This is a genomic window from Streptomyces sp. MB09-02B (assembly GCF_033794485.1).
In the GTDB taxonomy this organism is placed as follows: domain Bacteria; phylum Actinomycetota; class Actinomycetes; order Streptomycetales; family Streptomycetaceae; genus Streptomyces.
The window spans coordinates 1-9971 of the sequence record NZ_JARGEE010000344.1 but is presented as its reverse complement, the minus strand read 5'-3'; the positions used below and the strand labels follow the sequence as shown (position 1 = coordinate 9971).

The following is a 9971-nucleotide window of genomic DNA, read 5'->3' as shown; positions in this document are numbered from 1 at the left end:
GGGCGGGGTCGCCGGTGGTGACCCGGGTGGGGAACTGCTCGGACAGCTCGTCGAGGTGGTGGAGGCGGCCGCCGCCCGCGCCGGGGAGGCGGTGCTGGTGGTGCCCGACGGGGAGCGGCTCGTCGTGCTCGCCGTGGACGGGGGTGCGGCGGTGGCCGCGTGCGGGGAGTTCGCGGCGGCGTTGGAGACGGCCCGGGCGGCGGGGCGGGACCTGGTGTCCGCCGGCGGGTCCGCTTCCGCCTCGGTCGGTGGCTCGGTCGAGGACGAGGAGCTCGTCGTCGGGCTGTCCGCGCCGGCAGGGCCGATAGCCGCCGCCGCGGCGTACAAGCAGGCCGAGCAGGCGCTGTCCGTGGCCCGGCGCCGGGGGCGTTGTCTGGTCGAGCACGAGGAGCTGGCGGCGGGGTCCGTGCTGCCGCTGCTCGGGGACGACGCCGTGCGGGCCTTCGCCGACAGCCTGCTCCGTCCGCTGCGCGAGCACGACGCGACGGGGCGGGGGGATCTGGTCGCTTCGCTGCGGGCGTGGTTGTCGCGGCATGGGCAGTGGGATGCGGCCGCTGCGGATCTGGGGGTTCATCGGCATACGTTGCGGTATCGGATGCGCCGGGTGGAGGAGATTCTCGGGCGTTCGCTCGACGATGCGGACGTGCGGATGGAGCTGTGGCTGGCGTTGAAGGCTACGGCTGCGGCGGGGGAGTAGTGGGGTTCTTTCGCCCCCGCCGCCCCTACCCGTCCCATCCTCAGGGGGCTGCGCCCCCGTCGACCCCCAGGCGTCCGTCCGGTGGGGGCTGGTCGCGCAGTTCCCCGCGCCCCTGAAAAGCAGGGGCTGCGCCCCGTGCTTTTCAGGGCCCTCGCCGGTCGCCTTTCAGGGCCCTCGCCGGTCGCCTTTCAGGGCCCTCGCCGGTCGCCTTTCAGGGCTACGGGGGCCTGGTCTTTCAGGGGCGCGGGGAACTGCGCGAGAAGCCCCACCCACCCGCACCCGACCACGCGCCCTCACCCCACCATTCCGGCGCAACCCTCAGCCGCACTCATACGTGCCGGACAAACGACCTCCCGGCTCTCCGGCCCTACCGTGGAGCCGGACGTTGAAATGTGCCATCCACCGAAGGGCCGGGAACGACTATGACCGCCACTCACGCCTTCTGGCTCGCCGGCCGTCAGGCCACCGGTGAGGCCACGTTCGATGTGACGTCGCCCTGGGACGGCCGGTCCGTCGGCAGCGTGAGCGTCCCGACGGACGAGCAGGTCGAAGAGGCCGTCGCCGCCGCGTACGCCGCGCGGGACGCCTTCGCTGCGACGCCGGCGCATGTGCGGGCCGCGGTCCTGGACCGGGTCAGCAGGCGTCTGGTCGAGCGGACCGAGGAGATCGCGCAGCTGATCTCCGCCGAGAACGGCAAGCCGATCAAGTGGGCGCGGGGCGAGGTCGGCCGGGCCGTGTCCGTGTTCCGGTTCGCGGCGGAGGAGGCCCGGCGGTTCAACAGCGGCGAGGCGCAGCGGCTCGACACCGACCTCGGCGGTCAGGGGCGGCTGGCTCTCACGCGCCGCTTCCCCAAGGGTGTCGTCCTCGGTATCGCGCCCTTCAACTTCCCGCTCAACCTCTGTGCCCACAAGATCGCCCCGGCGATCGCGGCCGGTGTCCCGATCATCCTGAAGCCCGCCCCGGCCACCCCTCTCTCCGGTCTGATCATCGGAGAACTGCTCGCCGAGGCCGAGGCCCACGCGGCGGGCGCGGCCGGCACGGGAGCCGGGACCGTCCTGCCCGCCGGCTCCTGGAGCATCCTCCCCGTCGCCAACGACCGCATGCCGGCCCTCGTCCAGGACGAGCGGCTGCCCGTGATCTCCTTCACCGGCTCCGAGAAGGTCGGCTACGCGATCATGGACTCGGTGCCGCGCAAGCACTGCACCCTGGAGCTGGGCGGCAACGGCGCGGCGGTCGTGCTGGCCGACTACGCGAGCGACGCCGACCTCGACTGGGCCGCGACCCGCATCGCGACCTTCTCCAACTACCAGGGCGGCCAGTCCTGCATCTCCGTGCAGCGGGTGATCGCGGACGCGTCCGTGTACGAGCGGCTGGTGCCGCGCATCGTCGCCGCGGTCGAGGCCCAGGTGACCGGGGACCCGTCCGCCGGCGCCACCGACGTCGGACCGCTGGTCGACGAGAACGCCGCCAAGCGCGTCGAGGCGTGGGTGCGGGAGGCGGTCGACGCAGGGGCCGCCCTCCTCACCGGCGGCAAGCGCGACGGCGCCACGTACGCGCCGACGGTCCTGGCCGACGTACCCGCCGATGTGACCCTCTCCTGCGAGGAGGTCTTCGGCCCCGTCCTCACCGTACGGAGGGTGGAGGGGGAGGCCGAGGCCTTCGCCGCCGTCAACGACTCCAAGTACGGCCTCCAGGCGGGCGTCTTCACCCACGACCTGCAGACCGCCTTCCGCGCCCACCGCGCGCTGGAGGTCGGCGGCGTGATCATCGGCGACGTGCCGTCCTACCGCGCCGACCAGATGCCCTACGGCGGTGTGAAGCAGTCCGGAGAGGGGCGTGAGGGCGTGAAGTTCGCGATGGACGACTACACCTACGAGCGGGTCATGGTCCTGACCGGGATCCAGCTCTGACGCACCACTGAGAACCCCCGCCCCACCCCTAGCTTCTGACAATCGTTTTCAGGTAGGCTGGGGTCAGATCCCGGGATGAAGGGGCCCGGCACCGATGCCTTCCGGTGCCGGGCCCCTTCTGTGTGTGTCGGCTGCCTCCGGACCCTCAACCGGAGAAGCCGACGTGCGCCAGCCGCAGTGGGCCGCGCAGCTTCAGGTGGACGTCGTGCACGCCGACGGCCGTCACGCCGGCGCGCAGGGTGCTGTAGGTGTACAGGTCGCCGGTGGGGCGCTCCTGCGTCAGTGTCGCCAGGACCGGACCGCCGATCAGGGAGAACTCGACGGTGCCCTCCCCGGCCGCCTCCACCTCGACAGATGAGATCCCCGCGCCGAAGTCGCAGTTCCGGAAGAGCAGTTCACCGGAGCCGCCGTCCGTCGGTGTCACGGCGTCGCCCGACTCCTTGGTGCGGTCGACGATCTCCGTGCCGCGCTGTTCGTCGAAGTCCGCCGCGTCCAGGCCGTGCGTGACGACCGGACGCGGACCCACGGGCTCGCCGTCGACGGTGACGGTCGTACGGAGACGGATGTCCTCGCTCGACGCGCCGGCGAGGACTTCGTACGCGCCGGGCTCCAGGTGCCAGGTGCCGTGGGCCACGTCCCAGAACTCCAGCACGGAGAGCGGGAGTCGGAAGGTCAGCTCGGACGAGGCGCCCGGGGCTAGCGTGATCCGGCGGTGCCCGACCAGCTCGCGGCGGGGGCGCGGGACCGACGGGTCCTCGGCGCGGACGTACAGCTGGGCGACCTCGTCGGCGGCCGCCGCGCCCGTGTTGGTGACGGTGAAGGAGACCGTCAGGGCGTCGTCGCCCACCTGAGCGACCAGGTTTCCGTACGCGAACTCCGTGTACGACAGCCCATGGCCGAACGGGAAGAGCGGGGTGCCCTCGAAGTAGAGATACGTCTGACGGGCGCCGATCACGTCGTAGTCGAGGAGGCCGGGAAGGTCGGCGTCGGCGGCGTACCAGGTCTGCGGGAGGCGCCCGGCGGGGGAGACGTCGCCGGCGAGGACGCGGGCCAGGGCGGTGCCCGCGGCCTGGCCGCCGTGCGCGGTCCACAGGACGGCGGGCAGGTCGGCGGGGTCGACCGCGTACGGATAGGCCGAGACCAGGACCAGTGCGGTGTTCGGGTTGGCGGCGCGGGCCGCGCGCAGCAGGCGCTCCTGGTGGGCGGGGAGCGCGAGGCCGGTGCGGTCCTCGGTCTCGCGGCCGTTGATGTACGGGTCGTTGCCCGCGACGACGAGGACCACGTCGGCCTCGGCGGCGACCCTGGCGACGGCCTCCTCGCCGGGCTGGACCACCATGAGCTCGAAGATTTCCGGGTTCTCGTCGGCAACCTTCACGCCGTCGGTGCCGACAGAGACGTACTGGCCTGTCCCTGTGTGCTTGAGGAGGTGACCGTTCCCGTGGGATCCGGAGGGCTCCAGGCGGAACGTCTCCTGGACGATCCAGCCGCCCGGCTGGTCCGCCGACGCGCGCAGGTACCCGTCCTCGGCGACCGAGAGATAACGGCCGTCGGGGGCGCGGAAGGTGAGGACACCCCCGCCCCAGTCGACGAGGGCCAGTTCGGTGCCGACCGTGTCCGTGGTGAGCGGCGGAAGGTCGGTGCGGCCGGCCAGGAGCGCCGGGTCGAGGGCGCCCTCCGCGCCGCGCACCTCGTCGGCGGCCTCGGCGGCCTCGGGCACCGACACGAACGCGCCGGTGGACAGCGCCCTCAGACGTACGCGGTCCACGCCCTCCGCGAACGTCACCCGCTCGGCGCCGCAGCGGTCGTACAGGCCTTCGAGCGGGGTGGAGCGGTGGAGGAGAGTGCCGCTGTACCAGTCGAGTTTGCACTCGTCGGCGAGCAGTCCGACGACGGCGATCCGGGCGTCGGCCGCGAGCGGCAGCAGCCCGCCCTCGTTCTTCAGCAGGACGACCGCCTGCTCCGCGGCCTCCTGCGCGAGGGCGCGGTGGGCCGGGGTGTCGAAGTCCGTGAGGGCGGCGTACGGGTCGGCGTCGCCGTCGAACTCGCCGAGGCGGAAGCGGACCGAGAGCTGGCGGCGGACCGCCCTGTCGATGTCCTCCTCGGTCAGCAGGCCCTTGTCCAGGGCCCCCCGGATACGGCCGGTCATCGTCGAACTCTCCGTGCCGTGGTCGGTGAAGCTGTCGACGCCGGCGCGCAGCGAGGCGGCGGTCGCCTCCTCGTGGGTGGCGTAGTAGTGCTCGGAGTCGACGAGGTTCGACGGCGCGCCCGCGTCCGAGCAGACCAGCAGGTCCTCGGCGGTCCAGCGGCGCAGGTGCTCGGCCAGGTAGGGCGAGACGTGGTTGGGGCGGCCGTTGACCAGGTTGTACGCGGGCATCACCCCGGCCACGGCGCCCGCCTCGACGGTCTCGCGGAAGGCGCGCAGGTCGTACTCGTGCAGGACGCGCGGGCGGACGGAGGAGGACGTGGTGGAGCGGTCGGTCTCGTTGTTGTGCGCCAGCCAGTGCTTGAGCACGGGGGCCGTGCGCCAGTACGTCGGGTGGTCGCCGCGCAGGCCGCGGGTATAGGCGGTGGCGATCGCCGAGGTCAGCTTCGCGTCCTCGGAGTAGCCCTCCTCGTTGCGGCCCCACAGCGGGTGCCGCAGCAGGTTGACCGTGGGGGACCAGACGTTGAGGCCGACGCGGTCGTCGCGGGCGCGCATCGCGCGGACCTCGGTGGAGACGGCCTCGCCGACGCGGCGGACGAGGTCCTCGTTCCAGGTCGCGCCGAGGCCCACGGCCTGCGGGAACACCGTCGCGGGGCCCATCCAGGCCACCCCGTGCAGGGCCTCCTGGCCGGTGCGGAAGGCGGCCACCCCCAGACGGTCGACGGCGGGGGCGAACTGGTGCAGGAAAGCGATCCGCTCGTCCAGGGTGAGCCGCTGGAGCAGATCGTCGATGCGCTTCGCGAGCGGCAGCTGCGGATCACGGAAAGGCGGCGTGGGCGTCGTCTGTGCGGTCACGTGGGGATCCCTTTGCGGTGGAGCGGCGAGGCGCTTTCGAAGCGCTTCGATGCTCATTCGACCGTGGGGTGGGTGTCAAGAGACCAAGGCGCAACAGATCTGTTTCCTCACCGTCATACAGGCCGAGATACCGATGGTCGGAGGGGGTCGTTCCAGTCGTCGGCACCTCCGAGGAATCTGCGAATCGACCCTTGTGCACCCCCGGTCGTTCACTTAACCTCGCAGCAACATCGAAGCGCTTCGACTGTGGAGGGAAACGCTTCGCGTGCTCACCTCCCTCCGCCGCTCGAGGGTTCACCGCTTCAGCACAGCCAGTTCCTCTCAGACACCGCAGCCGACGGCCACCGCCGGGTGTCCTGGTGTGCGCCATGAAGGGTTGACGCAATGACGCCGAACTCCGCCACCTCCGCCCCCAGCCGGAGAAGCTTCCTCGCTTCCACGGCCGTCGCCACCGCCGTGGTGGCGGGGGGCGTACCGCTGCTGTCCGCCTGCGGCGGCTCGCAGGAGGGCCGCAAGGAGGGCGCCACGTCGGGCAAGGACGCGAAGAAGATCCTCCCCGCGTTCGTCGCGTCGAACGTGGTGGCGCCCGACATCCCGGCGAAGAACGGCGCGCCCGCCGGCTTCACCAAGGCGATCGCGACCGCCGACCTGAAGACCTCGGTCCCGAAGAAGCTCGGCAGCGGCGGCAGGCTCAAGGTGATGGCGCCGTTCTGGGGCACCCCGCCCAAGGGCGACAACCCGTACTACACGGCGATGAACGAGGCCGTCGGCGTCGACGTCACCTGGCAGAACCAGGACGGCGTCACCTACGACCAGAAGCTCGGCGCGGTCCTCGCCTCCAGCGACATCCCGGACGTCGTGGTCGTACCCGGCTGGAATCTGATGGGCAAGATACCGAGCGCCATCAACGCCAAGTTCGCCGATCTCGGCCCGTACCTGTCCGGGGACAAGGTCAAGGACTACCCGAACCTCGCGGCCGTCCCCAGCGAGGCCTGGCAGCGAGGCATCTTCGGCGGCCAGCTGCGCGCGATCCCGTTCCCCGCCCCGTACGTCACAGACGTCGCGCCCATGTACCGCAGGGACGTCTTCGAGAAGAAGGGCTACACCGTCCCGACCAGCCCCGACGAGTTCCTGTCCTGGGCGAAGGAGGCCACCGACGCCAGGTCGAAGGTGTGGGCCTGCGACGACATGAAGTGGACGGCGTTCAACATCTACGGCGTCTTCCCCGGCAGCGACAAGGCGCTGTGGTGGAACCTGGTCGACGGCAAGCTCGTCAACCGCGTCGAGACCGAGGAGTTCCTCGAGGCGCTGGAGTGGACGCGCAAGCTCTACGCGGCCAAGGTGGTCCACCCGGACGCGGTCTCCGGCAAGGCGGGCGGCGACGCCCGCAACCGCTTCACCTCCGGCGAGTCCCTGGTCTTCAACGGCAACATCTCCGGCTGGTGGGGCTCGGTCTCCGAGCAGGCCACGCAGAACAGCGGCTTCGACATGGCCGCGTTCGACATCTTCGGCCCCGACGGCGGCGACCCCACCCTGTGGGCGGTCCAGCCGGCCAACATCTTCACCTTCATCAGCAAGAAGGCCACCAAGCAGCAGATCAAGGACTTCCTCGCCCTCTGCAACTACTGCGCCGCTCCCTACGGCACCAAGGAGTTCATGCTCACCGCCTACGGCGTCGAGGGCACGGACTACGACATCAAGAAGGGCCTGCCGGTCAAGAGCACGCAGGGCGTCAACGAGGTCAACGGCGCCTACGACTACACCGGCAACCCCGCCCCGTACGTCGCCTACCCCGACTTCCCCGAGGTCACCAAGGGCATCGTCGAGTGGCAGCAGCGCATGGGCGCCTTCACCAAGAAGACCTCCTTCTTCGGCCTGACCGTCACCGAGCCCAACCGCTGGGCCAACCTCGCCGACAACTTCGAGCAGTTGGAGGACGACATCGTGCGCGGCCGCAAGAAGATCAGCGACATGCAGCAGGCAGTGGCCGACTGGAAGAGCAAGGGCGGCGACGGCCTGCGCGACTGGTACAAGAAGCTGCTCGACGACAACGGCTCGGCGAACTGACCAGGGGCGAGGGCAAGGAGAAGGCCGTGTCCCACAGCACGGTGCCCCGGTCCAGGGCCGAGGCCGACACGCCCGAGGAGACCCCGGCGGCTCCCGGGGACGCCACCGGGCCCCGGCCCGCGACCGGCGGACGAGCGGGCAAGCTGAGTCTGCGTCTCAGACTCCGGCGTGACCGCACGCTGATCCTCATGACGCTGCCGGCCGTCCTGCTGATCGTGGTCTTCAACTACATACCGATCCTCGGCAATGTGGTCGCCTTCCAGGACTACGACCCCTATCTCAGTGAGAACGGCTTCGTCGCCATCTTCCAGAGCCCCTGGATCGGCCTCGAGCAGTTCGAGAGGATCTTCGCGGACTCGGCCTTCTGGCACGCGGTGCAGAACACCTTCGTGCTGTTCTTCCTCCAGCTCGTGCTGTTCTTCCCGATCCCGATCCTGCTCGCGCTGCTCATCAACAGCATCGTCAGGCCCCGGATCCGGGCGGTCGCCCAGGCGATCATGTACTTGCCGCACTTCTTCTCCTGGGTTCTCGTCGTCACCGTGTTCATGCAGATCTTCGGCGGGGCCGGCGTCATCGCGCAGACCCTCCGGCAGCACGGCTACGACGGCTTCGACCTGATGACCAACCCGGAGATCTTCAAGTACCTGGTCACGGTCGAGATGATCTGGAAGGACGCGGGGTGGGGCATCATCGTCTTCCTCGCCGCGCTCTCCTCCGTCTCCCACGACCTCTACGAGGCCGCCGCGATGGACGGCGCGGGCCGCTGGCGGCGTATGTGGCACATCACCCTGCCCGCCCTGCGCCCGGTGATCGCCCTGCTGCTGGTGCTGCGCGTCGGCGACGCCCTGACCGTCGGCTTCGAACAACTGCTGCTCCAACGGCAGGCGGTGGGTGTCGACGCCTCCGACGTCCTCGACACCTATGTGTGGTGGAACGGCATCCGCAACCAGGACTTCAGCTACGCCGCCGCGGCGGGACTCATCAAGGGTGTGGTCGGCCTCGCGCTGGTCCTGACCGCCAACAAGGTCGCCCATCTCATGGGTGAGCAGGGGGTGTACAAGAAATGAGCGCACTCCTCGACAAGACGGCGGAGGCGGCCGACCGGCGGCAGCCCCCGGCGCAGAAGCCGAGTCGCTGGGCCGCTCCGCCCCGCCCCGTCTGGGAGGAGGAACCCGCGAAGGCGGGTCTCGCGGGCAAGGGCATCGCCCTGGGCTTCGCCTGCTTCGCGATCCTCTTCCCCCTGTGGATCGTCATCGTCACCAGCCTCCAGACGAAGAAGACCATCGACGAGGCGGGCGGCCTGGTCGTCATCCCCAAAGGCGTCACCTTCATCGCCTACCAGGAACTCCTCAGCGGCGGCCAGGTCCAGAAGGCCGCGCTGGTCAGCGTCGGCGTCACCCTCGTCGGCACGCTGTTCAGCATGACCGTCTCGGTGCTGTGCGCCTACGGCCTGTCCCGGGTCGGCTCACTCGGTCACCGCTGGATCCTGATGACCCTGCTCGCAACGATGTTCTTCGGCGCGGGCCTGATCCCGACGTACCTCCTGGTCCAGGCCCTGGGTCTGACCGACACCTACCTCGCGCTGATCCTCCCCAGCGCGGTGAGCGTCTTCAACATCCTGGTCCTGCGCTCGTTCTTCATGGGCATCTCGCCGGAACTCATCGACAGCGCGCGCATCGACGGCGCCGGTGACTGGCGCATCCTGTGGAAGATCGTGATGCCGCTGTCGAGGGCGGTCCTCGCGGTCATCGCCCTCTTCTACGCGGTCGGTTACTGGAGCGCCTGGTTCAACGCGTCCATCTACCTGACCGACCAGGACATGATGCCGCTGCAGAACGTCATGATCCAGCTGGTCCAGAAACAGGAACGGCCGGTCGGCCTCTCCGCCCAGATCAACACCGGCCAACTCTCGCCGCTGGCCATCCAGATGGCGGTCATGGTCATGGCCCTCCTGCCCGTCGCCGTGCTCTCCCCCTTCGTCCAGAAGCACTTCAAGAAGGGCATGCTGACCGGCGCGGTCAAGGGCTGACCGGGGCGCCTATGGGCTCGGGGGCGCGGGTTCGTCGGCGGCTGCGGGCCCGGTGGGGCTTCTCGCGCAGTTTCCCGCGCCCCTGAAAAGCAGGGGCTCCGCCCCGTGCTTTTCGGCCCGGAAGGGCCCGCGCCCCTTCAAGGGCCGTAGGCCTGAAGGGGCGCGGGGAACTGCGCGAGCAAGCACATACCACCCGCAGTCGCCGTCGCACCCGAACGCCCGAGCCACCAGGCGCTCACCCGCCCCCTCCCCGTACGAACGAGGTATCCC

6 protein-coding genes are annotated in these 9971 nt (G+C 70.3%); 5 read left to right on the top strand and 1 reads right to left on the bottom strand.

All coding sequences use genetic code 11. From position 1 onward, the window contains the following. Both P1P70_RS33680 and P1P70_RS33675 read left to right on the top strand, forming a co-directional pair. Nucleotides 1-697: helix-turn-helix domain-containing protein (locus tag P1P70_RS33680; protein ID WP_319244588.1), on the top strand; the 697-nt coding region annotated here is incomplete at its 5' end. 422 nt (nt 698-1119) lie between these two features. Then, complete coding sequence (locus P1P70_RS33675) at nt 1120-2607, top strand: aldehyde dehydrogenase family protein (RefSeq protein ID WP_319244586.1); 1488 nt, start codon at nt 1120-1122, stop codon at nt 2605-2607. 145 nt (nt 2608-2752) lie between these two features. On the opposite strand, the gene P1P70_RS33670 is transcribed toward P1P70_RS33675, so the two are convergent. Further along, a complete protein-coding gene (locus P1P70_RS33670) occupies nt 2753-5605 on the bottom strand; it encodes a glycoside hydrolase family 3 C-terminal domain-containing protein (protein WP_319244584.1) in 2853 nt (950 codons plus the stop codon). A 384-nt stretch (nt 5606-5989) separates the two neighbouring features. Here P1P70_RS33670 and P1P70_RS33665 point away from each other — a divergent pair, with 384 nt between their 5' ends. From P1P70_RS33665 to P1P70_RS33655, 3 genes are read left to right on the top strand one after another with little or no spacing between them, the layout of a single operon-like run. Next, nucleotides 5990-7672 (top strand): extracellular solute-binding protein, encoded by a 1683-nt coding sequence (locus tag P1P70_RS33665; RefSeq protein WP_319244582.1) that lies wholly within the window; start codon nt 5990-5992, stop codon nt 7670-7672. A 26-nt stretch (nt 7673-7698) separates the two neighbouring features. Continuing rightward, nucleotides 7699-8739: an ABC transporter permease gene (locus P1P70_RS33660; protein ID WP_319244580.1), complete on the top strand. Its 1041-nt coding sequence runs from the start codon at nt 7699-7701 to the stop codon at nt 8737-8739. Then, entirely contained in the window at nt 8736-9701 is a 966-nt protein-coding gene (locus P1P70_RS33655; protein ID WP_319244578.1) for a carbohydrate ABC transporter permease, read from the top strand. The genes P1P70_RS33660 and P1P70_RS33655 overlap by 4 nt, the downstream gene beginning before the upstream one ends. The last annotated feature ends 270 nt before the right edge of the window (nt 9702-9971 follow it).

Coding starts and splice junctions, on each gene's coding strand:
- P1P70_RS33665 (WP_319244582.1), top strand. CDS start 5,990: ATGACGCCGAACTCCGCCACCTCCGCCCCCAGCCGGAGAAGCTTCCTC.
- P1P70_RS33655 (WP_319244578.1), top strand. CDS start 8,736: ATGAGCGCACTCCTCGACAAGACGGCGGAGGCGGCCGACCGGCGGCAG.
- P1P70_RS33675 (WP_319244586.1), top strand. CDS start 1,120: ATGACCGCCACTCACGCCTTCTGGCTCGCCGGCCGTCAGGCCACCGGT.